Here is a 22,798-nt window from a genome sequence, read left to right on the forward strand (position 1 = left end):
CCGGCTTGCTTCAAGTCGATTCGACCGACCGGCTCATCGGTCGAGCCGCGCGCGGAGGTGCTCGACCGCGACGTCGACGCGGGGACCGAGCGCGATGGCGGCGACGGCCGCGACGCCCCCGACGACGGTCCACCCGACGAGCGAGGCCACCGCCCGCCCGGTGTCGACGAACCCGCCCTCCGGCGCGAAGGAGACGCCGATGACGTGCTCGAAGACGAGTCCCCTGAACGCCCCGTTCGGCGAGAGGGCGACCGAGCCGGCGATCCCGCTCGGCGACGCCCCGGCCGACAGCGACCGGAGCACCGCGAGGTCGCCGCCGAGGACGCCGGCGAGCAGCGCGAGGAGGCCGAGCGCGAACGCGCTCCGCCGGGTCGTCGCGATCGTCGACACCGCAGCCGACAGCGAGAGGTACGCCGCGCCGAACGGGACGACGAGCGCGAGGAAGCGGAGGAACAGCACCGGCGAGTCGACGCCCGAGTGCGTCGCGAAGATCCCCGTGTCCGGCGCGGCGGTGAGCCACACGTACGCGCCGACGAGCGCGAACGGCCCGCCGACGAGGACGACGAGCGCGGCCGTCCGCGCGAGCAGCACGCCGACGACGTACCCGGCCGCGCTCACCGGGTACGTCCGGATCACGCCGAGCTCCCCGCTCGCCGCGTCGGCGAACAGCGCGCGGTAGCCGAGCACGACCGCCAGCAGCGGCACCAACACCTCGGTCGGTAAGAGGAGGTCGACGACCGCGGGCACGAACCCGGTCGCGCCGCCGCCGCCGACCGCGACGAGCCCGCCGAGGACGACGAGGAGGCCGACCGCGAGGACGGCGTACCCGGGCGTCCGCCGCACCGTGGCCAGTTCACGGCGGAAAACAACCCAGACCCCGCCAAGTCGCCGGTTCATCGCTCTGACACCCCCGTGACGTGGACCTCGCCGTCGTCCCGACCCCCCTCTCCGTCGTCCGCTGACTCGCTTTCGGCGGGCGAGGCCGGCGACTCGGCGCCGCCCGCGACCGCGCGGTACAGCTCGGCGACGCCGTCGACCCCGTGGTCGTCGAGGAGCCGGTCGCGCGCCCCCGCCGCGGCGACCCGACCGCGACGGAGGACGACGACGGCGTCCGCGTGCGCGTCGACGAGGTCGAGGTCGTGCGAGCTGACGACGACGGCGGCGTCGTCGCCCGCGCGGGCCGCCGCCCGGAAGGCCCGCTCCCGCATCTCCGGGTCGAGCCCGCTCGTCGGCTCGTCGAGGACGACCACGTCCGGGTCGCCGAGCGTCGCCTGCGCGATCCCGAGCAGTCGCCGCATCCCGCCCGAGAGGGCTCCCACCCGCTTTCCGGCCGCGTCGGACAGCCCGACGCCGGCCAGCGCCGCGTCCGGGTCGCCGCCCGCCAGCGCCGCGTAGAACCCGAGCGTCTCCCGGGCGGTGAACCCGTCGCGGAACGGCACCCGCTGCGGCAGGTATCCGACGCGCTTCTCGGACCCGGCGCGCGGGCCGCCCTCGGGGTACCGGACGCTCCCCGCGGTGGGCTCGACGGCGCCCGAGAGGATCCCGAGGAGTGTCGACTTGCCGGACCCGTTGGGGCCGACGACGGCGGTGACGCCGGCCTCGACCGACAGCGAGACGCCATCGAGGACCGGGACGCCGCCGTAGGTTCGGGTGACGCCGTCGACGGCCGCGAGCGTCGGCTCGCTCACGCCGACCCCTCCGCGGTCGCCGTGGCGTTTCCGGCGGGCTCGCCGGCGGCCCGCCAGTCCGCTCGGACCGGTCCGTCGGCGTCGGCGCCCGCACCGGTGACCGCGTCGACCCGCTCGGGGTGGTACGGCGCGGCCGCCGGCGCGGGGTCGATGATGCTCCCCGAGCGGGCGCCGGGGACGGTCCCCCGGAGGGCGTCGAGCAGCCGCGCCGCGGGCGACTCGCGCACCGCGGCCGCGCTCACGTGGCGGTGGAGCGCGGCGTCCACGGGCGAAGTCGGGCGATACGCCCGGCTCCCGGGAGCGTGCGGGCCGACGCTCGCGCCGTCCCAGTAGTTCCCGCGGTCGCCGTCGGCCCACACGCGGAGCGCCCCGGCCCCGGCCGTGGCGTGGTCGCCGTTGCCGACGAAGTCGTTTGCGACGACCCGGCTGGAGGGGACCACGGTCGTCGCTCGCGCGCCGAGCTCGTTGTCGACGACGACGTTGTGTTCGTACAGCGACCCCCGGGCGCTCGTCGAGAAGCCGAGCTCGTTCCCGACCAGCGTGTTGTACCCGACGTACGTCCGCGTGCCGGACGCCTGGATCCCCGCGCTGGAGTTGCGGACGTCGTTGCCGACGATCGCGTTGCCGGCCGGCCGCGTCATCACGGTGACTCCGGCGAACAGCTCGTTCCGGAAGGCGTTGTCCGCGACCAGCGCGTCGCCGGTGTACATGAGGTGCGTCCCGTACCGGTTGTCGACGAACGTCGAGTTCCGCACGATCGAGCCGTCGGCGCGGTGGAGGTAGATCCCGTCGCGTCCGCCCTCGAACCGGCTGTTGGTGACGGTGACGCGCGACTTCATCCCGGCGACGCCCATGAACCCGTCCTGCCACTCGTCGGTCCCCTCGACGAGGAGTCCGCTCGCGGTCGCATGCGACCCGTCGCGCAACAGGATCCCGCTCGCCTCCGTGTCGACGGCGACATCGTCGACGACGAGCCCGGGCGCGCCGACCGCCTTGATCCCGGCGTCGCCGTAGCCGTAGCCAAGCTGGATGTTCGTGTCCCACGTCCCGCCCTCGCTCTCGCGGGACGCGCGGGCCGCCTCCGGGTCGCGGGTGCGGTTCCCCGTGCCCGCGATCCGCAGCCCCGTGACCGCCACGTCGCGCGCGTGAACGGTGATCACGGACCCGTTCCCGTCGCCGACGACGCGGGTCGCTCCGGGACCGGTGCCGCTGCCCGCGCCGGCGATCGTCACGGACCGGTTCACCGTCACGGTCTCCTCGTAGGTCCCGGGCGGGACGCGGACCGTCGTGTTCGGCGGCGCGGCCGCGACCGCGGCGCCGATCGTGGGGGCGTCCTCGCCGACGACGACGGAGGCCGGGCGGTCCGCGCGCCGCTCCGCCGCGGCGATCCGGTCGTTCGCCGTCCGCCAGCGGTCCGGGGCGAGCGCCCGCACGGTCGCCGCGGAGTCGACGTCGAACGACCGACTTCGGACCGCCGCCCAGCCGACGACGGAGCCGCCGTGTTCGTCGGCGAACGCCGCCGCGGCGTCGCGGCTCGCGAATGGGACGACGACCGGCCCGGCCGGCGTCCGCGCGTCGCTGTCGACCACGTACCGCGCTTCTCCGACGGGCGTCCAGCCGCCCGCGCCGCCCGCCGCGAACAGCCCCGACTCGGTCGTGCCCGGGTCCCGATGGTCGAACGTCTCGACGTACGCGACGAGCGGATAGCCGAACTGGCGCTCCGTCCGCCCGTCGCGGCGCGAGTCGACGAACGAGGCGATCCCGTTGTACCCGACGACGTACTGGAGCTGCGAGTAGAACACCTGGACGCGTGGGAGCGTCGCGTCGCCGGCCATCAGCGCGTCCGTCTCCGAGGAGAGCCCCAGCTCGACCGCGTCGTCGAACCGCACCGGCTCGGGTACCGACTCGCTCGGGTCCGCGGCGAACGCGCCCGCGGTCGCGACCGCGGCGAGCGCGACGAGCCCGAGGAGCGCGAGCCGGAGGCGACGCGACCGGGCGGTAGCGGGGTCGAAAACTGCCACGCGTCCGCTTCGATCGGCAGCGCCTTAGAACGTCTGGTTCGTTCCTCGAACGAACCGTTGAACGCGTCCAGAGGGGCTAATAGCCCGGTATTCCAAATACAACTATGACGAGCGACAACCAGCCGACGAGCGCACCCGACCGACGCGAGAACATCCCGCGGCGACGCCTGCTCGCCGGACTCGCCGCCGGCGGCGCCGCCGCGGTCGCCGGCTGTGCCGGCGGAGGGTCGGAGTCCGCGTCCCCCGTCTCGATCGACGACGACCAGGCCTGCGACCAGTGCGGGATGATCGTCGCGGACCACCCCGGAACGGTCGGGCAGGTCCACTTCGAGGACGACGAGCCGGAGGGCGGGCGCCCGGCGCAGTTCTGTAGCGGCACCTGTACGTACACCTACCGGTTCGACGCGGCGGACGCGGGACGGACGCCGGTCGCGACCTTCCTCACCGACTACTCGGCGGTCGACCAGGAGGTGTTCGAGGAGGGCGGCGACACGATGTTTTCCTCACACGTCGAAAGCGAGGCGTTCGCCCGCGAGACGACCCTCACGGTCGTCGCGCGCAGCGAGGTGATCGGCGCGATGGGGCCGGACTTGGTCCCGTTCTCCGACGAGGACGACGTGGAGGACTTCGTCGCGGAGTACGGCGGCGAGGCGATGCCCGCCACCGAGGTGGACCGCGCGACGCTTGAGGCGCTGTAGGGTCGGATACCGGTTCATCCGGAGGGTGAGCTCAGATCCTCGGGAACCCTCTGACGCCGGACACGCCGCCGACGACGGCCGAGAAGGCCAACGTCGCGACGAGTTGCGGCGTGCCGGTGACGCCGGCGCTGGAGAGCACGCTCGCTACCAGCACGGTGAGCGCTATCACGGCCACCGTGATCACCGCCTCGCGGACGAGGATGCTCCGGAGGCGTGCCCTGCGCTCCGACCGTTCGGTCTTCAACGCCGGTACCACGTCCCTGATTCGGGTCTGGACGAGGTAGTTCGAGAGCCCGGCGAGGAAGCCCGCGAACAGGGACCACTCGACGGGTAACAGCTCGAACTGACCACCGGCCGGCTCGGCCGTCGGATCGCCCTCTGCCGAGTCGGAGACATCGTTGGCGGTACCGTCCGCCTCGCCGTCGTCAGTCCCCTCCCCGGCGTCGGAGTCGCCGTCTGTCCCGTCGGACCCGCCGTCGCCCCCGTCCGCACCGCTGTCGGCGTCACCGCCCGTTCCGCTGTCGCCACCGTCGGTCCCGCTGCCACTACCACTAGTGCCGTCGTCGCCGGTGCCGTCGTCGCCGCCGTCACTCCCGGTCCCACTGTCACCGTCTCCGGCGCTGTCGCCACCGCTGCCACTCCCGGTCCCACCGTCGTTGCCGCCAGTGCCGTCGCCGTCACCGCTATCGGCTGGTCCGCCGTCGCCGTTACCGCTATCGGCTGGTCCGCCGTCGCCGTTACCGCTATCGCTCGGTCCACCGTCGCCGTTACCGCTATCGCTCGGTCCACCGTCGCCGTTACCGCTATCGCTCGGTCCGCCGTCGCCGTTACCGCTATCGCTCGGTCCGCCGTCGTCGTCACCGCTATCGCTCGGTCCGCCGGTGCCGTCACCCGGATCGGATCCGGTGTCGCCTTCGGGGACGTCGACGGTGAAGCGGACGCTCTCCGTGTAGCTCCCGACCGTCGGCGGGACGGTCGCGCCGAGCGTGACGGACGCCTCCGGCTCAAGCGTTATCTCGCCGCCGGTGACTCGCTCGCCGGTGTCCATCCGGTACAGCGTCACGCCCTCGGCGTCGGTGTCGATCTCGACCGTCGTGGCGGAGTCGTCGCCCTCGTAGCCGGCGAACCCGACGAGAAACAGGTTGTCGACGCTCGTCCGCGCGTCCGGCGGGACCGATCCGAAGCGGAGACGCAGCTCTCCGGCGCCATCGTACGCGACGTACCTGTCGGCGTTCTCGCTGTCGGCGGGCGACAGGTAGACGCCCGAGTCGGTCGCGACCTCGTCGCCGTCGGTAAACGAGCCGGTGGTCGCGACGCCGCCGCCGAGCAGGACGACGAGCACCGCGAGCACGACGAGGGCGCGGTTCATGTTCCCACCGAGTTCGCCGTCCGGGTCGAGCCTCGCCGCGCGACGACAGGGCCGAGGCTACTCGGCGTCATCGCTCTCGTCGGCGCGGCCCGTTCGCTCACGCTCGTGGATAGGTCACCGAGGGTGTTAGTAGTGAACTGCGTTAGCCGCTTCAGCGTCGCATTGACTCGGCTAACCGGGGGCGTTAGAGCCGTCCACCGGCTTCAATGACCGCCTGAACCCGGCTAACGCGGCCTAATAGTAAGTGGGTACCTAGCCAATGGATAGACGTAACAATGAAGCTGAATCGCAGAAGCGTGTTGGGGGCAATCGGGATGATCGGGGTCGGAACCGGTGCGGCGTTCGGATCGGGGGCGTTCACCACGGTCGAGGCGCAGCGTGAGGTTGAGGTAAATGTTATCGGTGGTGGTTTTCGGGCTGATGGAATTATCCACTTAGCCGATGATCCGCTTAATAATGTGAGTTCCGAGGATACTGCTATAGATGCTGACGGGGCCGACTACGATGGTCAAACAATCGGAGATATCGAGAGCACCATCTCAAACGAGATCATCGGGAGTTCAGGTACTGCTGACGTACTCGTGAATACCGCGTCGGATTTCGTCACGGTGAAAGACGCGAACGGTGACGAGTTCGACGGCCGTTCGCTGTACCCGGCGCTCGATAACACGTACAATAGCAGCACTGACCGGAGTTACGTCAGTCTCGTCGCCAACGACGTGACTATCGTCTTCGGACCGGAAGATCGCAAACTGCCACCGAACTCGAACCTCAGTGAAACCGAGCTCTTTGACGTCGTGAGAAACGGGAAGGTCGATGTCACGTTCGCGAAAGGGGACGTCGACGAGGGACTGCTTACGAAGGTCCAGGGACAGAACGTAAGCACCAATGCGAGCTTCCCCGGTTCCGGTAACAAGACACTCAGTGGCGATGTTCAGGCCGGAGAGGCGAGCAGGGAGACCGAAGACCTGCTGATCAGGATCGGCGGCAGCAGCTAATTCGACCCTGTCAGCACCAGTATAAACTATTCTGCTCTGTTGAAGAGCGATCTTATTAGCCGATATCACGGGTTTAGAAGGATGAAGCCGAGGAAATCGAGCTTGGTATGGAGATCGATATCCTCGACTTCATCGAGCAGTGTCGTCACCTAGCTAAACAAGCGTTGGGGAAGCATGCGGGCGAGCCCGCCAGCGGCGGGTTCGCCCGCTGGGTTCATGTCGTTCTCCACTGTTTTCGGGTCGAAGAGACCCACAGCTACCGTGAAACGCCGAATCGGCTGAAGTACATGGACGAAGTTCGTGACGCTCTCGACTTAGATCGGGACGACCTCCCTGATCACACGACGATCTACAAGTCGTTTGATCGGCTGAAAATGTGGGTATGGCGGGCGCTGCTGCGCGTTTCCGCGCAGCAGCACCCGCAGTCTGGCCACGCCGCTCTCGACAGCACGTTCTTCGATCGCAGACGTGCGTCATCGTACTTTCGCCAGCGGGCAGGACGAACGATACAGACGCTGAAAGTGACGACATTGACTGATGTGGAATCACTAGCTGTTCTCGACGTTCACATCACAGCGCGGTGGAAGCATGACACGAAGACCGGACCGCAGGTCGTCCGCCGAAACGCGGACGACCTGCAGTCTGTCGCCGCCGACAACGGCTTTCAAGACTGGCACACCGAGTACGAAATCGCCGCACACGACATCGATTACCTCGTTCATTATCGCGGCTCGTCAGCGAACGCAGCCGCGAACAACGCGCTCAACCGGGCAAAGGGCTACTCTCAGCGGTGGATGGCCGAAACATCCTACTCGACAACCAAGCGCTCGCTCGGCGATGCCGTGCGAGCGCTTGGCTGGTATCGGCAGTTCCGTGAAATCGTCTTGATGTTCGCCATTACCAACATAGAACCACTATGTGAGCCGCTGTAACCGTGACTCAGCATCTATTCAACACAGCAAACTATTCTTATCTGGAGCGTTTCCTTTTAGTCGTTGGACAACTTATAAGATCGTAAGTGAATAGTGTGCCTCTTTACATTAGCAGTCAGTTATCAGCGGTTACGAGGCGCCAATGAGCACCGATCAAGTTGGTGCCGGAGAACAGCACCCTTCCTCGCTCTCACGGAACGAAATTTATGAAATATTAAGCAATCCACGAAGACGCTACTCCCTCCACGCGATTAAGAACGAAGACGGCACCACGGAACTCTCTGATGTCGCCGAACAGGTGGCGGCGTGGGAGAACGGCAAGTCGGTCTCCGAGATCACCTCCAGCGAGCGGCACCTCGCGTACAGCTCGATACAGCAGAACCACATCCCGAAGTTAGAGCGCGCGGGCATCATCACGCACGATAGCGGGACGATCGAGTTGACCGAGGAGGCGCGGGACCTCGACGTGTACGTCGACGTCGTGCCCGGGGACTCGATCCCGTGGGCCGAGTACTACCTCGGCCTCGGTGCGGTGTCGCTGAGTCTCGTCGCGGCCGTCTGGGTCGGCGTCTTTCCGGAATCGGTGCCGAGCCTCGCGTGGGCTGGGATAATCGCGGCGTTGTTCACCGCCTCCGCGGCGTTCCACGTGTACCAGAACCGGGAGATGAATCTCGGCAGCGACGGAAAACCGCCGGAGCTCAGAGATGGGCGATAACAAGAAGTGGACGCGACGCGCCGCCGTCGGCTCACTCGTGAGCGGCGGCGGACTCATGCTGTTCGGTACCGGCGGATCGACGCAGATCACCTCGAATCGGGATGTAACGGTTAATACGGGCGACGGCGAGGATGCCGTGCTACGGTTCGTCGACGTTTCCGGCAACGCGGGCACCGTCGATTCGGGTAGTCCGTCGGTGGTGTACGAGATACAGGACAACCTCGGGGCCTTCGAATCGGACGACATCGAGGTTGAGGCACGTGTCGTCGGGGGCGGAGCACTCGATACGACGGTCACCGGTGGAACGGAGACGTTCGACGTAGCAGTGAGCTGTTCCGACGACACGAGCGAACTCAGCGGCTCCTACACGGTTGAGTTGGAGTTCACCGCGTCGAACCCGGACTTCACTATCACCGCGACGCGCACGACCGGACTCGTCGACATCGACTGCTACGACTTCGGGAGTTCGAACAACTACCGCGACAGCGGTGATGTGGGAACCGCGGCGCAGCCGGCCAATCCGAAGGGGGCGCTTGAAAGCCCGGGTAGCGTCAACGACAGTGACGAAGACACGTTTGCGACAGCTGTAGCCGCGCAAAGAAGCAAGAGCGATAAGAAAGGCGGGCGAGTCGGGTACGCCCTGCCGTCCGTTGAACCGGGTGGTACGTACCAACTCAATATTAGCTATAAGAACAGCAACGGAAGCTGGAATGTATACCTCAAAAATAAGGCCGGAGATGAGTGGACGCAGAAGTTTTCGATAAACGGTGGCGGACCCGATGTCCAGTCGAAGACGATTAATTTCAACAATACAGATAACGTTAAAATAAGCAACAATTCTGATAATCTCTATCTGATATTCGAGACGACTTCCAACGGTAACGGCGTTTCTGTCGATATCTACTCGTTCGAGCTCAGCCGGACTGGGACGAAGGCTAACTGATCCGCGCTAACGGTTATTTGAACAGCCGCCGCAGTTGAACGCTCAGCGACGCGCCGCGTCTCCGTTCTCGAACCCGCCTCGATCCGGAGCCGAGGAGCGCCCCCAGCAGCGTGGCGATGCTCCCGAGGACGAGTAGGTTGAACGCGCCGACCGCGACGGCCGGATGGATCGAGTGGAGCCGGAGGATCAGTGAGGGCGGAACCACGAGGAAGTACCGGTGTTCCGAGACCGTGACCGTCGCGCGTTCTCCGGATCCCGGAGCGGTCGTCGACAGCGTCGCAGTCACCGACTCTCCCCGCGGAACGGCCAGCTGAGTCCGGTCGAACTCGCTCTCCGGATGGGTCGTTTCGAGTACGACGAGCATCGTGATGAGCCCGTTGTTCTCCGCGGTGAACTCGTTCTCAACTCGGTCGCCCGGGAGCGTCCCGGCCGGGAGGTCGCCGCCGTCGACGGTCACGTGATGCGTGCCGCTAGGAGCGATCATCGCGGCGTTGGCCGGTACGAGTATCAACAGCGCCAGGAGGAGCGCGACCCAGCGAGCGTCGAGCCCGTCGTCGCCCCGGGACCGGTCTCGGCTCTGAGCCCGCCGACCGGCGTTCCGGAGGTCGTCGACGAAGATGAACAGCAGCAGCGCGAGACCGAGGCCGATGAACAGCCCGCTGAGCCCGTTTTGACCCGGCGACCAGTCGAGACCGACTGCGGCTGTCACCCCGACCACGGCGCCCGCGGCCACGTCTCGGACGCCGGTGATCGCGGTCCCCAGCCCCGGAATTCGGACGACTTCTCCGTTCACTTGGAGCGCCGTTGCGACGATCCGGTCCTCGGTCACCGGGGGTTCGTCGCCGTCCTGATCCCGAAAGGGGTTGTTGTCTCCCTTCGTGAGATAGCCGTCCGGCGTCGCTCCGACGACTCGGTGCGTCGTCGTCCCGCCCCCGTCGAGTTCGATCGCTTCGAAGACGACGACGTCCCCTTCCTCGACGGGTCCCGACGCCGCCGCCGGCACGGCGACGAACCCGTCTCCGGCCTCCAGCGTCGGCGCCATGCTTCCGGAGGTAACGTACCCGAGAAGGACCGGCTGCCCGGCGAGCTGGCCGGCAACGATCACGACGACGACTAACACGGACACGACGGCGATCGCGTCTCCCGCCGTCTGCCGTGACATGCTCATACCGACGAAGTGTCGGCACTTAAAACGTCGAATGCGGAGCGCCGGCCCGTGGGAGCGCGGCCGTCAGCGCCGCCGGGCGCGCTCGCTCCGAACGTCACGGAATCGCTCCTGTCCACGAGCGCGCACTCCGGCCGCGTGGAGTCCGCCCGCTACTCCGCGGCGCCCCACTGCTCGACGCGCTTCGGCCGGTCGGAGACCGCCATCACGTCGAGGTCGTCGCCCGCGCGGTCGAGGGCTTCGAGCGCCGCCTTCGCGGAGGCGTGCGTCGAGAAGTAGGTGATCTCCTCCTCGACGGCGACCTCCAGCAGGTCGCGCTGCCGCGAGACGATGAGGTCGAGCTCGCCGCGCTTGGCCGCCTCGATCAGGTCCGTCGCCTCGCTCAGCTCGAAGTGCGCCGCGTACCCGTCGACGAGCGCCTCGCCCGCCTCGGTGCCCGGGTCCGGGAACTCCTCGGCCGAGAGGTCGACGACGGCTGTGCCGGACTCGGGGATCGGCTTCCCGGTCGAGTCCTGCGCCTTGTCGTACGCCTTGCCGAAGGAGGTGGCCGTGCCCATCACCTCGCCGGTGGACTTCATCTCGGGGCCGAGCCGCGGGTCCGACCCCGGCAGCCGGTCGAACGGGAGGACGACCTCCTTCACGCTGCGGTGTTCGGGGATCTGCTCGGCGGCGTCGAGGTCGGCGAGCGTCAGGTCGTCGGTCATCACCTTCGCCGCGAGCTTGGCGATGGGGACGCCCGTCGCCTTCGAGACGAACGGGACGGTCCGCGAGGAGCGCGGGTTCGCCTCCAGCACGTACACCTCGCTCTCGGCGTCGGGGTCGTCGACCCCCGTCACCGCGAGTTGGACGTTGAGCAGTCCGACCGTGTCGAGCGCGCGGGCGATATCTTCGGTGACCTCGCGGACCCGGCCCAGCGTCTCGTCGCCGAGCGAGCGCGGCGGGATCATACACGCGGAGTCGCCCGAGTGGACGCCGGCGCTCTCGACGTGTTCCATCACGCCGCCGAGGAGCACGTCCTCGCCGTCCGCGACCGCGTCGACGTCCAGCTCGACCGCGTCGTCGAGGAACTGGTCGACGAGGATCGGCTTGTCGGGGGAGACGCGGACCGCCTCCTCGATGTACTCCTCTAACTCCGCGTCGTCCTCGACGACGCGCATCGCGCGCCCGCCCAGCACGTAGGAGGGGCGAACGAGGACCGGGTAGCCGATCCCGTGGGCCAGTTCGAGCGCCTCCGCCTCGCTCGTCGCGGTGCCGCCCTCGGGCTGGGCGACGCCCAGTTCGTCCATCAGGACGTTGAACCGGTCGCGGTCCTCCGCTAGGTCCATCGCCTCGACGCTCGTCCCCAGGATCTCGCAGTCGAGCCCGCGGCGCTCGATCTCCGCCTGAAGCGGTTCGCCCACGTTCACCGAGGTCTGCCCGCCGAACTGGACCATCACGCCGTCGGCGCCGGTCGTCTCGATCACGTCGGCGACCTCCTCGGCGGAGATGGGCTCGAAGAACAGCCCGTCGGAGGTGTCGTAGTCCGTCGACACCGTCTCGGGGTTGTTGTTGATCACGTGCGCGTCGATGCCGAGCTCGCGGAGCGCGCGCACCGCGTGGACCGCGCAGTAGTCGAACTCCACGCCCTGTCCGATGCGGATCGGGCCGCCGCCGACGACCACGACGCTCTCCACGTCGGGGTCGACGCGGACCTCGTTCGCCGCGCCCGCGGTGTCGGCGCCCCGGAGGAACTCCGGCAGCCGCGCGGAGTAGTAGTACGGCGTCGAAGCCTCGAACTCGCCCGCGCAGGTGTCGACCTGCTTGTAAGTCCGGTCCGGCACCGCGCTCTCGACCTGCCCCACGTCGGCGTCGACGCCGGCGGCGGCGGCGGTCGCCGCGATCTCCGCGTCGGTGCGGCCGACCATCGCGGCCTCGGTGAAGTCGCCCTCGGCGGCCGCCGCGGTCCCGGCGGCGATGCGCTCGAAGCGCTCGACGTACCAGCGGTGGATGCCGGTGAGGTCGATCACGTCGTCAACGTCGTAGCCGCGGTCGAACGCCTCGAACATCGCGTACGGGCGGTCCGGGCTCGGACGTTCGAGGTACTCCGACTCCAGCTCGTCGTCGCTCACCGTCTCGAAGTCGACGGCGGGGTCGTACTCGGAGGAGCGCAGCGCCTTCACCATGCTCTCCTCGAACGTTCGCCCGATCGACATCGCCTCGCCGGTGGACTTCATCGCCGTGCCGAGCTCGAAGTCCACGTCGTCGAACTTGTCGATCGGCCAGCGCGGCACCTTCGTCACCACGTAGTCGATGGCGGGCTCGAAGGCGGCGGTCGTCTCGCCGGTGATCTCGTTGTCGATCTCGTGGAGCCGCTTTCCGAGCGCGACCTTCGCAGTGACGCGGGCGATCGGGTAGCCCGTCGCCTTCGACGCGAGCGCGGAGGACCGCGAGACGCGCGGGTTCACCTCGACGACGCGGTACTCGCCGCCCGGGGTGCCGTCGTCGTGCCACGCGAACTGGATGTTACAGCCGCCCTGAATGCCGAGGTCGCGGATCACTTCGAGCGCCGCGTCGCGCATCTCCTGGTGGCCGTCGTCGGGGATGACCTGCGAGGGGGTGACCACCGTCGACTCGCCGGTGTGGATCCCCATCGGGTCGATGTTCTCCATGTTACAGATGATGATACAGGAGTCGTCGGCGTCCCGCATCACCTCGTACTCCAACTCGACCCACCCCGAGATGGACTCGGTGACGAGGACCTCGCTGTTGCGCGAGAGGCGGAGCCCCTTGCGGACGCGCTCGACGAGCTCCTCGAACTCGTCGACGACCCCGGAGCCGGAGCCGCCGAGGGTGTAGGTGGTCCGGGCGATGACCGGGAGGCCGCCGACCGCGTCGACAGCCTCCTGGACGCGCCCCCGGAACGCCGCCTCGTCGAAGTCGGTGACCGACTCGCCCTCGTCTAAGGAGATGGTCGTCGACTTGGGGACCGGCTGGCCGAGGTCCTCCATCCGCCGGCGGAACAGGTCGCGGTCCTCCGTCGCGTAGATGGTGTCGAGCGGCGTCCCCATCACCTCGACGTCGTGTTCCTCCAGAATGCCCTCCTCGGCGAGCTCGGCGGTGACGTTGAGCCCCGTCTGCCCGCCGAGCCCGGCGATGACGCCGTCCGGCTCCTCGATCCGGATGACCTCCGCGATGGCCTCGGGCGTGATCGGCTCGATGTACACCCGGTCGGCCGTCTCGGGGTCGGTCATGATCGTCGCGGGGTTCGAGTTCACTAGGACGACGCGGGCGCCCTCCTCCTGTAGGGCGCGGCACGCCTGTGCGCCGGAGTAGTCGAACTCGGCCGCCTGTCCGATCTGGATCGGTCCGCTGCCGATAAGGAGAATCGTCCGGTCTTCGCTCATTACGCGGACGGAATACGCTCATCGTAATAAGGTCGGCGGTAGAGTACGAATCTCGCAGTGGATTTGCGATTTTCGCAAGCTATTCCGTATCACGGTGAGTGTTACGACATCTCACGATAGCCGACACCGCCGTCAGGAACCGAGTCACGACGCCCGGCTCGTACGACGCGTCACCGCCGGCGTAACGGCCTGAGCCGCCCATCGCAAGGAATTTACCGAGATGTCGGGAACTCCCGGACGACATGGCCTGTTCCCGCCGCCGTGCCCTCCAACTGCTCGGCACCGCCGGCGCGACCGCCGCGACGGCCGGGTGCCTGAGCCCCGGCAGCCTCGACTCGTACGCCCTCATCGGGGACGAACTGGACCTCTCGTCGATCGGACCCCCCTACCTGTGGCCCGATCCAACGGTCATCGACGCCACCACCCGCGTCGACTTCACGACCGAAGCCAAGACCGCGTCCCTCTCCGCGCTGTTCGAGACCGGGACGGTGACCGTTAGACAGTGGCCGCTGGTCGGTCGAGACGAGTGGGGGACCGAGACGCGCCCGCAGCCGACGTTCCTCCGCCGGGACGAGACCTTCTACGAGGTCCGGATCACCGACGAGCGCGTCCTCGAACGCGAGCGCTGGCACTTCGCGGTCGACCGGGTCGACGAGACGCCGCCCGACAGCGCGGCGGTCGCGGAACCGCCCTTCGACCTCTCCGACCAGGACGAGCGCGTGCTCGACGCGGCGCTCGACGCCGTGTACGCGGGCAACGACGGCTTCCTCGGGGACCCAGAGTTCGACGAGCTACAGACCGTCGAGTTCCATCACGGGCTCGACGCCGATGCGAGCGCCCTCATCCCCTCGCCCCCGTTCGAGTTCGTCGAGTACGAGGACGAGTACTTCCGGGCCGTGACGGAGCGCCGGACCGTCGAAGTCCCGGAGTGGACGTACGCGATCGGCGAGGTCAGCGACTCGCGGGCCGATTTTATCGCGTACGCGCGCGACGCCATCGTCGAGCGCAATCTCACCGACGCCGGGCTCTCGCAGGCCGCTCAAGGGGTCTTTGACGATGCGATCGCTGAGGAACCCCGCCGCTACGAGGAGGGCGCGCCGCCCTCGGACGAACTCAGCGAGGCCCTCGGCGCGCTCGGTATCGCCGAGGACCTCGAACCGATCGACAGCTACGAGGAGCGCGTCGACTTCCGGAACGTCGTCGTCGAGTACCGTGACGGCGTCTATCGGTTCGATCTCATCGTGACGCCGTAGCACGCTCGCGGGCTCAGCCGAACGATCGCACGCCCGGCCGCAGACAGTTGCCTTCCGGGCCTCCGGCCGCCCCTCAGGTCTCCAGCCGGTACCGGTACGGTTGGCCCGCGATGACCTCGACCTCGCCGCGCTCGGCCCGTCGCCCTAACACGGTGGCGACCCTGTGCGGGTTGTCGATCGCCTCGCACTCGTCGCACTCCTCGACGAGCGCGAGGATCTCCCGGGCGGTCAGCGGCTCGTCGGCCTCGGCGAGCACGCCGCGAATTCGGTCGTACCGGTCGTATTCGCCGGCGCTCATACGTCTTACGTAGGGTCTCCGAACATATAGGGTTCAGTGTGACAGGAGTCGGACGACTGTCAGACGCACGCATCGAAGCGGCCGCGTTCTGGGGGCTGAGCGATTCTCGCGGTCGTCACCGCGGTGAGGCCGACGCTCAGGCGTAGGGGTCTTCGGCTTCGAGGTCGCGCTCCGCGCGGTACTGCTCGACGAACTCGCTCACGTCGAACTCGACCATCTCTCGTTCGAACGCCGACAGCGCCTCGTCGTCGTCGGCGTGGCTCACGGCGTGCTCCATCAGCTCGACCACCAGTTCGACGACGACCTCGTGGAGCCGGCGGGAGTCGAACTCGGTCACCCACACCATCGCGTACCCCACGTCGGCGTTCTCGCTGGCGTCGTGCGAGACGACCGCCTCGGGGAACTCCTCCAAGACGACGCCGAGGAGGTGCGGCGTGTCGAACTCCGGCATCTCCTCGCTGGTCGTTTCGATCGCCTCCCGGAGCACCTCGACCAAGAAGTCGGGGAGGAACCGCTCCGGGGGATGGACGTCCATCACGACTGCGTGGGTCTCGCCGCAGTCGCACTCGTACTCGCGCATCCCGAGGTCCAGTTCGCCGACACCGATCGTCTCCCCGCAGGGTAGCTCCAGCGCGTTCTCGTCGCCGCCGGGGACGCGGGGCTTGGACATAGCTCTCTTTGGTCGCTGGCGAGGTTAAAAGGAGCGGAACGGGTCGGTGCGCCGGGGGGAGCGGCGGCGACTCGACGCCCGCTACTCGGAGTACTCGTAGCCGGATTCTCCGCCGCTCTCGGCGGATTCGTCCTCCTCTTCGGCGGACTCGCCGTCTCCGCCGTCCGTCTCCACCTCCGCTTCAACCTCGATCTCGATCCCGTTCGCCTCGTAGGTCGCCTCGATCGACTCGGCGTCGTCGCGCTCGATCTCCAGTTCGTCCCGGTCGACCTCCACCTCGACCTCCACGTCGACGGTCACGTCGTCGGACATGAGCATCGCTACGCGCGCGACACTCAAAACGTCCCCGCAGGAGATCGACCGCCGGCCGCGTTACTGGAACCCGATCCGACCGCCGGTGTCGCGCAGCGACTCGCCGCCGCCGCCCTTGAACTGCTCTCTGACGTCCTCGTAGTACGCGAGGATGTCGTCGTTTATCGTCGGCCGCACCGACTCCATGGCGCGCCGGAAGTGCTTCATCTCGACCTCCTCGGCGTCGTCGTCGTCGCGCAGGGCCTCGATGGCGGCCTCGCGGGCGATCCCCTCCAGGTCGGAGCCGACGTAGCCGTCAGTGATCTCGGCGACCTCACGCAGGCTCACGTCGGGCGCGAGCGGCGTGTTCTCGGTGTGGATGTCGAGGATCTGCTCGCGGCCCTCCTGATCGGGCTGGCCGATCATCACGAGCCGGTCGAACCGGCCGGAGCGGAGCAGCGCGGGGTCGATCATGTCCGGGCGGTTCGTGGCGCCGATCACCATCACGTCGCCCATGTCTTCGAGGCCGTCGAGCTCCGTCAGGAGCTGATTGACGACGCGCTCGGAGACGTTGTTCCCCATCTCCTGGCCGCGCGAGGGCGCGAGGCTGTCGAGCTCGTCGAAGAAGATGATCGTCGGGCTCACCTGCCGGGCCTTCCGGAAGGTCTGCCGGATCGCCTTCTCAGACTCGCCGACCCACTTCGAGAGCAGCTGCGGCCCCCGCACCGAGATGAAGTTCGCGTTCGTCTCGTTGGCGACCGCCTTCGCCATCAGGGTCTTCCCCGTCCCGGGCGGGCCGTACAGCAGCACGCCCTTCGGCGCGTCGACGCCCATCCGGTCGAACTTCTCGGGAGAGGTGAGCGGCCACTCGACCGACTCCTGGACCTGCTGTTTGGCCTCTTCGAGTCCGCCGACGTTGTCCCAGGATATCTTCGGGAGCTCGACGAGCACCTCTCGCATCGCCGACGGCTCCACCTCGTTCAGCGCGCCCGAGAAGTCGTCGCGCTTGACGATCATCCGGTCGATGAGGCTCGGCGGCACCTCCTCCTCGTCTAAGTCGATCTCGGGGAGGTAGCGCCGGAGCGCTTTCATCGCGGCCTCCTTCGTGAGGCTCTCGATGTCGGCGCCGACGAAGCCGTGCGTCTCGTCGGCGAGGTGGTCGAGGCTCACGTCGTCCGAGAGCGGCATCCCGCGGGTGTGGATCTGGAGGATCTCCTTGCGGCCGACCTCGTCCGGGACGCCGATCTCGATCTCGCGGTCGAAGCGCCCGGGGCGGCGGAGCGCGGGGTCGACGCTGTCGACACGGTTCGTCGCGCCGATGACGATCACCTGCCCGCGGGTCTCCAGCCCGTCCATCATCGTCAGCAGCTGCGCGACGACGCGGCGCTCGACCTCGCCGGTGACGTCCTCCCGTTTCGGCGCGATCGAGTCGAGCTCGTCGATGAAGATGATCGAGGGCGACTCCTCCTTCGCGTCCTCGAATATCTCCCTGAGCTGTTGTTCGGACTCGCCGTAGTACTTCGAGATGATCTCGGGGCCGGCGATCGAGAAGAACGACGCCGAAGTCTCGTTGGCGACCGCCTTCGCGAGCAGCGTCTTCCCGGTGCCGGGCGGGCCGTGGAGCAGGACGCCCTGCGGCGGCTCGATCCCGAGTTTCGAGAAGATCTGCGGGTGTTTCATCGGCAGCTCGACCATCTCGCGGACGCGCTGGATCTCCGACTGGAGGCCGCCGATGTCCTCGTACGTAATTCCGCCCCCGGTCTTCTCGAACCCGGAGATCGGCTCCTCGCGCAGCTCGACCTCGGTGTCTTCCGTGATGAGACAGACGCCATCGGGCTCCGTCTCGACTGCGATCAGCGGGATCGCCTGCCCGGGCGACCGCATGAACGGGTGGTTCGTCGACGACATCACGGGGACGATGTCGCGCTCGACGACCGGCCGCTTGAGGATCTGGCGTTTCACCATGCCGGCGGCGTCGGAGCCGAACTGGACCGACGCCTCCTCGGGCGGGGCCAAGACGAGCTTGTCGGCCTTCTCGGCCTCCGCCTTCCGGATGGTGACGCGCTCGCCGATGCCGACGTCCGCGTTCTGGCGGGTGAACCCGTCCACCCTGACGGTGTCGGTGTTCCAGTCCTGGCGGTCGGCGCGCCAGACCTTCGCCGCGGTGGTCTCCGCGCCCTCGATCTCGATGATGTCGCCGGGCGAGAGCTTCAGATGTAACAGGGTATCGGGGTCGAGTCGGGCGATGCCGCGCCCCGAGTCGTTCGGGTACGCCTTCGCCACTTCGAGTTGGACTTCGTTCATAGTTCCTCGCGGGGGATGGTCGTATCTGGACCCGGTCCGGGAATAAGCCTGTTGCCCGTGCCGCCGCTCCGCACCGATCTGTCGGCGGCCGCGGCAGGTTGTGTTATCATATAGCACGGTTAGGCGTCCGTTCTTAAAACCTCGTCGTAAGCGTGCGTTTTCGCCGTGGATCTGCGGCGGCCGCAACGGACGTTTTTTGCCCGTTCGAGGTGACTTTCGGGCGTGTTCGACTCCCTCTCCGGCCCAATGCGGTCCCTCCTCGCTCGGCTCGCCTTCCTCGTCGCCGGCGCGCTCGTCGGGGCGGCGCTGTACGCGCTCGGCGTCGCCGGGATTCTGGCCGTCCCGCTCGCGGTGGTGGCGCTGCTGGTGATCGGCGAACTGTACCTGTTCGCGGCCGGCCAGGGGGTGTAACTCGCCCGACCCTCGCCGCCCGCCCGCGATCGAATCCGGAGGTATTTATCCGGCAGTCGCGTCGGAACCAGCATGCGAACGCTCGTCTTCGACGGTCGGACCGGGGCCGCCGGCGACATGATCTGCGCCGCGCTGATCGCCGCCGGGGCGGACCCCGACGCGCTCGCCCCCGTGAGCGACGCGCTTCCGGTCCGGTACGCCGTCGGCGAGGTCGAGAAGAACGGGATCCGCGCGACGACGGTCGACGTCCTCATCGATGACAGGACGGTCGAGACCGACGGAGACCACGACCACGACCACGGCCACGACAACGATCCGAGCACCTCCGGATCTGATGAACCGGCCGAGGGGGCCGGCGTCCACCGGAGCTACCGCGAAGTGGTCGATCTGGTCGAGTCGATGGGCCTTCCGCCGGCCGTCGAGTCGACCGCGCTCGACGCCTTCGAGCTGCTCGGCCGCGCCGAGGCGTCGGTCCACGGCACCGACCTCGACGAGACCCACTTCCACGAGGTGGGCGCGGACGACGCGATCGCCGACGTGGTCGGCGCCGCGCTGCTGCTCGCCGATCTCGGTCCCGAGCGAGTCGTCACGACGCCGGTCGCCGCCGGCGGGGGGACGGTCGAGATGAGCCACGGGACGTACCCAGTCCCGGCCCCGGCGACGACCGAGATCGCGAGCCGGGCCGGGTTCCGGATCGCCGGCGGGCCGATCGACCGCGAACTGCTCACGCCGACCGGCGCGGCGATACTGGGAGCGGTCGCCGACGGCTTCGACGCGGTCCCGGACCTCGCGGTCGAACGCGCGGGCTATGGCGCGGGCGACGCCGACTTCGAGCGCCACCCGAACGTCCTCCGCGCGCTCGTCGGCGACGGGAGAGAACCCGGACCTGACGGCGACCGCGAGAAACGCGACGATGACCGAGCCCGAGCCGGGCAGCCCGTCGACGGACGGCTCGCACACGACGACATCGCCGTCCTGGAGACGAACCTCGACGACGCCGCGCCGGAGGTGCTCGGCGGGCTTCAGGAGACGCTCTCGCGGGCCGGGGCGCGGGACGTGACGATCGTCCCGACGGCGATGAAGAAGTCGCGCCCGGGACACCTCGTGAAGGTGATCTGTAAGCCGGCGGACGCCGAGGCCGTCGCCGAGCGCCTCGCCCGCGAGACGGGAACGCTCGGGGTGCGCCAGTCCGGCGCGAGCCACCGCTGGATCGCCGACCGCGCGTTCGAGACGGCGACGCTCCGGGTCGACGGCGAGGACCACGAGGTTGACGTGAAGGTCGCCTCGACGACCGACGGGGAGGTGTACGACGTCAGCGGGGAGTACGACGACGCGGCCGCGGTCGCGGAGGCGACCGGCCTCCCGATCCGCGAGGTGCTTCGCCGCGTCGAAGCCGAGGTGCGGGAGCAGCTCCCGCGAGAATAGGGCGGGAGGTGACGCCCCGGCACCCCCGTCAGTCGGGGGGGTCGACCCGCTCGACGCGCTCGGGGTCGACGCCGAAGCCGTCGGCGAGGCGCTCGCGGACGCGATCGACGACGAACTCCTCGGCGTCCTCGTTGAGGCCCGCCTCCTCGCCGACCGCGAGGGTGGCGACCGCCTCGACCGTGGTGTCGTTGAGGCCGGGACGGAGGCCGGCGATCTCGATCTCCTCGACGCGGAGGCCGTCGATTCGCTCGATCTGTGCTCGTGCGCCGGCGACGAGGTCGCCGGTGGCCGCCTGCGAGACGCGGACGGTCACCGTGGCCTCGACCGACGGCGTGTGGATGGCTGCCGCCATACGCCCCCGCCGCGAGTCGAACGCGGTGCGGCCGGTCGGCCGCCCGGGGTCGCAACCCGGAACGCGACCGGTCCGCGGCCTCGAACGCGCCGGCGGCGAGGTCGCCGGCGGCAGCGCTCGCGAGGGCAACGGTCGTCCGGTTCGACCCGCGCGACGAACGCGGCGGCTGGAGAGAACGGGTGTGGTCCGTCCCGCGGGGAAACCTCCCCAGCCGACGCGCGTCACGCGGTCGGGCGGACGGACCGTGAGTTCGGAGCCGAATACCCGATCCCGATCCACCCGAGGGACGCGACGCTCACGGACCGCACGAGCGTCGGGAGGGTGGAACGGGTCATGGTCGGTCTCCGAGGCGCTGAATGCGCCGTCGTCCAACTCCAGTACCGGTTTCGTATTAAAATTATGTTAGTTATGCTACCTCATGACATGGCTAATTCGGTCCGGAAGCCGCCGATAATCCGCCGGAGCGGCCGCGGGCGACCCGTTCAGTCGCCCCCGAGACGACAGGCCTATGCCGGCCGCCCGACCAGTTGCGCGTAAGCAGTCACCGCCATGATCGAGCGAATTCACACGTCGGACGTCGAACCGGACGCGGACGAGGTCGCCATCGCCGGCCACGTCCACGAGATCCGCGACCTGGGGGGCCTCGTGTTCCTCATCGTGCGGGACCGCGAGGGGCTCATCCAGATCGTCTTCAAAGAGGAGCGCGAGCCGGAGCTGTTCGAGGCCGTTCAGGACGTCGGCGCCGAGGACGTTGTTCGCGTCGTCGGCGAACCGCTGGAGAGCGATCAGGCGCCCGGGGGCGTCGAGATCGCGCCGACCGAGTACGAGGTCATCGACGAGGCGGAGTCCCCGCTCCCGCTGGAGATCTCGAAGGACATCGAGGTCGACCTCTCGACCCGGCTCGACAACCGCGCGCTCGACCTCCGGAAGCCGGAGACGCTGGCGGTGTTCACTCTGCGCTCCGAGCTGATCACCGCGATGGAGGAGTGGTTCGAAGCCGAGGGGTACGTCGACATCAAGACGCCGCTGATCTCGAAGGGCGGCGCTGAGGGCGGCGCCGAGCTGTTCCCGATCCTCTACTACAACCAGGACGCGTTCCTCTCGCAGAGCCCCCAGCTGTACAAGCAGATGCTGATGGCCTCGGGCTACGAGGCCGTCTACGAGACGGGGACCGCGTTCCGCGCCGAGGACTTCGCCACCTCTCGCCACGTCTCCGAGATCGCGATGTTCGACGTGGAGCTGGCCTACATCGACGACCACGACGACGTGATGGACGTCCAAGAGGAGTCGCTGCGCTACGCGCTCCGCGAGGTCGCCGAGAACGCCGAGCGCGAACTCGACCTTCTCAACGTGGACCTGGAGGTCCCCGAGGACGACTTCCCGCGGATCACCTTCGACGAGGCGCTCGACATCCTCGAAACCGAGTTCGGCCACTTCCCCGACGACCCGACGGACCTCGACACGAAGGGCGAGAAGCTGCTCGGCGAGCACTTCGAGGAGCAGGGGCATCCGGCGTTCTTCGTCGTCGGCTACCCCGACGAGAAGTTCTACTACATGCAGGACGTGCCGGACGACGAGATCGCCTCCCGGAAGTTCGACCTCATCTACAAGGGCCAAGAGCTCTCCTCTGGCGGCCAGCGCGAACACGACGTCGAGCGCATGGTCGAGGTCATGGAGGCGGAGGGCGTCGAGACCGCGAACTTCGAGTTCTACATCGAGGCGCTGAGCTACGGCACGCCCCCGCACGGCGGCTACGGGCTCGGTATCGACCGCCTCGTCCAGAAGGTCGCCGACCTCGACAACATCAAGGAGGCGATCATGTTCCCGCGCGACCCCAACCGGCTGGAGCCGTAGTCGGTTCGAACGACGCCCACCCTACCCG

The 22,798-nt window shown here is 68.3% G+C and carries 20 protein-coding genes; 9 read left to right on the top strand and 11 right to left on the bottom strand.

The genetic code is table 11. From position 1 onward, the window contains the following. Nucleotides 1-33: 33 nt before the first annotated feature. Genes EXE41_RS10925 through EXE41_RS10935 form a run of 3 tightly spaced genes read right to left on the bottom strand, consistent with a single transcriptional unit; the run spans nucleotide 34 to nucleotide 3,709 of the window. A complete protein-coding gene (locus tag EXE41_RS10925) occupies nucleotides 34-897 on the bottom strand; it encodes a copper ABC transporter permease (RefSeq protein ID WP_137690999.1) in 864 nt (287 codons plus the stop codon). Continuing rightward, nucleotides 894-1,688, bottom strand: a complete 795-nt coding sequence (locus EXE41_RS10930) for an ABC transporter ATP-binding protein (RefSeq protein ID WP_137691000.1) — start codon at nucleotides 1,686-1,688, stop codon at nucleotides 894-896. The genes EXE41_RS10925 and EXE41_RS10930 overlap by 4 nt, the downstream gene beginning before the upstream one ends. Next, nucleotides 1,685-3,709, bottom strand: coding sequence for a NosD domain-containing protein (locus EXE41_RS10935; RefSeq protein ID WP_049932577.1), 2,025 nt, complete (start codon nucleotides 3,707-3,709; stop codon nucleotides 1,685-1,687). Before EXE41_RS10935 ends, EXE41_RS10930 begins: the two co-directional genes overlap by 4 nt. 104 nt (nucleotides 3,710-3,813) lie before the next feature. Between EXE41_RS10935 and EXE41_RS10940 the strand changes: the two genes are divergently transcribed. Continuing rightward, a complete protein-coding gene (locus EXE41_RS10940) occupies nucleotides 3,814-4,407 on the top strand; it encodes a nitrous oxide reductase accessory protein NosL (protein ID WP_137691001.1) in 594 nt (197 codons plus the stop codon). Between the two features lie 31 nt (nucleotides 4,408-4,438). Here EXE41_RS10940 and EXE41_RS10945 read toward each other — a convergent pair whose 3' ends face one another. Next, nucleotides 4,439-5,776 carry a hypothetical protein gene (locus EXE41_RS10945; RefSeq protein ID WP_137691002.1) on the bottom strand — a complete coding sequence of 446 codons (1,338 nt, stop codon included), beginning with the start codon at nucleotides 5,774-5,776 and terminating at the stop codon, nucleotides 4,439-4,441. 275 nt (nucleotides 5,777-6,051) lie between these two features. On the opposite strand from EXE41_RS10945, the gene EXE41_RS10950 reads away from it, so the two are divergent. The 4 genes from EXE41_RS10950 to EXE41_RS10965 all read left to right on the top strand — a co-directional run bounded on the left by EXE41_RS10950 (nucleotide 6,052) and on the right by EXE41_RS10965 (nucleotide 9,364). Then, nucleotides 6,052-6,774: a hypothetical protein gene (locus EXE41_RS10950; RefSeq protein ID WP_137691003.1), complete on the top strand. Its 723-nt coding sequence runs from the start codon at nucleotides 6,052-6,054 to the stop codon at nucleotides 6,772-6,774. Between the two features lie 107 nt (nucleotides 6,775-6,881). Continuing rightward, a complete protein-coding gene (locus EXE41_RS10955) occupies nucleotides 6,882-7,706 on the top strand; it encodes an IS5 family transposase (RefSeq protein ID WP_137691004.1) in 825 nt (274 codons plus the stop codon). Nucleotides 7,707-7,848: 142 nt separating this feature from the next. After that, on the top strand, nucleotides 7,849-8,421 hold the full coding sequence (locus tag EXE41_RS10960) for a hypothetical protein (protein ID WP_137691005.1): 573 nt from the start codon (nucleotides 7,849-7,851) through the stop codon (nucleotides 8,419-8,421). After that, nucleotides 8,411-9,364: a hypothetical protein gene (locus tag EXE41_RS10965; RefSeq protein WP_137691006.1), complete on the top strand. Its 954-nt coding sequence runs from the start codon at nucleotides 8,411-8,413 to the stop codon at nucleotides 9,362-9,364. The genes EXE41_RS10960 and EXE41_RS10965 overlap by 11 nt, the downstream gene beginning before the upstream one ends. A 13-nt stretch (nucleotides 9,365-9,377) precedes the next feature. Here EXE41_RS10965 and EXE41_RS10970 read toward each other — a convergent pair whose 3' ends face one another. Both EXE41_RS10970 and carB read right to left on the bottom strand, forming a co-directional pair. Further along, entirely contained in the window at nucleotides 9,378-10,526 is a 1,149-nt protein-coding gene (locus EXE41_RS10970) for a signal peptidase I (RefSeq protein ID WP_137691007.1), read from the bottom strand. Between the two features lie 155 nt (nucleotides 10,527-10,681). After that, nucleotides 10,682-13,912 carry a carbamoyl-phosphate synthase large subunit gene (gene carB / locus EXE41_RS10975; RefSeq protein ID WP_049932589.1) on the bottom strand — a complete coding sequence of 1,077 codons (3,231 nt, stop codon included), beginning with the start codon at nucleotides 13,910-13,912 and terminating at the stop codon, nucleotides 10,682-10,684. 242 nt (nucleotides 13,913-14,154) lie between these two features. Between carB and EXE41_RS10980 the strand changes: the two genes are divergently transcribed. Then, a complete protein-coding gene (locus EXE41_RS10980) occupies nucleotides 14,155-15,165 on the top strand; it encodes a hypothetical protein (RefSeq protein WP_137691008.1) in 1,011 nt (336 codons plus the stop codon). 73 nt (nucleotides 15,166-15,238) lie between these two features. On the opposite strand, the gene EXE41_RS10985 is transcribed toward EXE41_RS10980, so the two are convergent. From EXE41_RS10985 to EXE41_RS11000, 4 genes are all read right to left on the bottom strand, one after another. Then, nucleotides 15,239-15,463: a hypothetical protein gene (locus EXE41_RS10985; protein ID WP_137691009.1), complete on the bottom strand. Its 225-nt coding sequence runs from the start codon at nucleotides 15,461-15,463 to the stop codon at nucleotides 15,239-15,241. Between the two features lie 136 nt (nucleotides 15,464-15,599). Continuing rightward, nucleotides 15,600-16,133, bottom strand: coding sequence for a DUF5815 family protein (locus EXE41_RS10990; protein ID WP_086216682.1), 534 nt, complete (start codon nucleotides 16,131-16,133; stop codon nucleotides 15,600-15,602). An 81-nt stretch (nucleotides 16,134-16,214) separates the two neighbouring features. Continuing rightward, nucleotides 16,215-16,445: a hypothetical protein gene (locus tag EXE41_RS10995; protein WP_137691010.1), complete on the bottom strand. Its 231-nt coding sequence runs from the start codon at nucleotides 16,443-16,445 to the stop codon at nucleotides 16,215-16,217. 60 nt (nucleotides 16,446-16,505) lie between these two features. Further along, nucleotides 16,506-18,728 carry a CDC48 family AAA ATPase gene (locus tag EXE41_RS11000; RefSeq protein WP_049932597.1) on the bottom strand — a complete coding sequence of 741 codons (2,223 nt, stop codon included), beginning with the start codon at nucleotides 18,726-18,728 and terminating at the stop codon, nucleotides 16,506-16,508. A 222-nt stretch (nucleotides 18,729-18,950) separates the two neighbouring features. Between EXE41_RS11000 and EXE41_RS11005 the strand changes: the two genes are divergently transcribed. Together EXE41_RS11005 and larC are read left to right on the top strand one after the other, a co-directional pair. Continuing rightward, nucleotides 18,951-19,139 (top strand): hypothetical protein, encoded by a 189-nt coding sequence (locus EXE41_RS11005; protein ID WP_049932599.1) that lies wholly within the window; start codon nucleotides 18,951-18,953, stop codon nucleotides 19,137-19,139. Nucleotides 19,140-19,211: 72 nt separating this feature from the next. Further along, entirely contained in the window at nucleotides 19,212-20,564 is a 1,353-nt protein-coding gene (larC, locus tag EXE41_RS11010) for a nickel pincer cofactor biosynthesis protein LarC (protein WP_137691011.1), read from the top strand. A gap of 28 nt (nucleotides 20,565-20,592) precedes the next feature. Here larC and EXE41_RS11015 read toward each other — a convergent pair whose 3' ends face one another. Continuing rightward, nucleotides 20,593-20,916, bottom strand: coding sequence for a hypothetical protein (locus EXE41_RS11015; RefSeq protein ID WP_086216685.1), 324 nt, complete (start codon nucleotides 20,914-20,916; stop codon nucleotides 20,593-20,595). 549 nt (nucleotides 20,917-21,465) lie between these two features. Here EXE41_RS11015 and aspS point away from each other — a divergent pair. After that, nucleotides 21,466-22,770 carry an aspartate--tRNA(Asn) ligase gene (gene aspS / locus EXE41_RS11020; RefSeq protein WP_137691012.1) on the top strand — a complete coding sequence of 435 codons (1,305 nt, stop codon included), beginning with the start codon at nucleotides 21,466-21,468 and terminating at the stop codon, nucleotides 22,768-22,770. Nucleotides 22,771-22,798: the final 28 nt, after the last annotated feature.

This window comes from Halorubrum sp. SD690R (genome assembly GCF_005435035.1).
Classification (GTDB): Archaea; Halobacteriota; Halobacteria; order Halobacteriales; family Haloferacaceae; genus Halorubrum; species Halorubrum ezzemoulense.